The following is a 278-nucleotide window of genomic DNA, read 5'->3' as shown; positions in this document are numbered from 1 at the left end:
CGCAGCCCCGTGCTGCTGATCGCCCACAGCCTGGGCTGCCTGATCAGCGCGGCGCTGCCGGTGCCGCTGCGCGCCAAGGTCGCCGGCGCCCTGCTGGTGGCGCCGGCGGACGTCGAGCGTCCCGACGCGCCGGACTGTCTGCGCGGTTTCGCGCCGATCCCGCGCCACTCCTTGCCGTTCCAGAGCGTGGTGGTGGCCAGCGACAATGACCCCTACTGCCGGCTGGAACGCGCCCGCGCCTTTGCCGAGAGTTGGGGCAGCCGCGTGGTGGTGATCCC

1 protein-coding gene is annotated in these 278 nt (G+C 73.7%); it reads left to right on the top strand.

The genetic code is table 11. The features are described from left to right. Positions 1 to 278: RBBP9/YdeN family alpha/beta hydrolase (locus SB771_RS34165; protein ID WP_410721939.1), on the top strand; the 278-nt coding region annotated here is incomplete at both ends.

The sequence above is a fragment of the Burkholderia sp. SIMBA_051 genome, assembly GCF_046534915.1.
GTDB classification, from domain to species: domain Bacteria; phylum Pseudomonadota; class Gammaproteobacteria; order Burkholderiales; family Burkholderiaceae; genus Burkholderia; species Burkholderia ambifaria.
The sequence above is the reverse complement of the archived record's forward strand: the minus strand, read 5'-3'. Positions and strand labels throughout refer to the sequence as shown.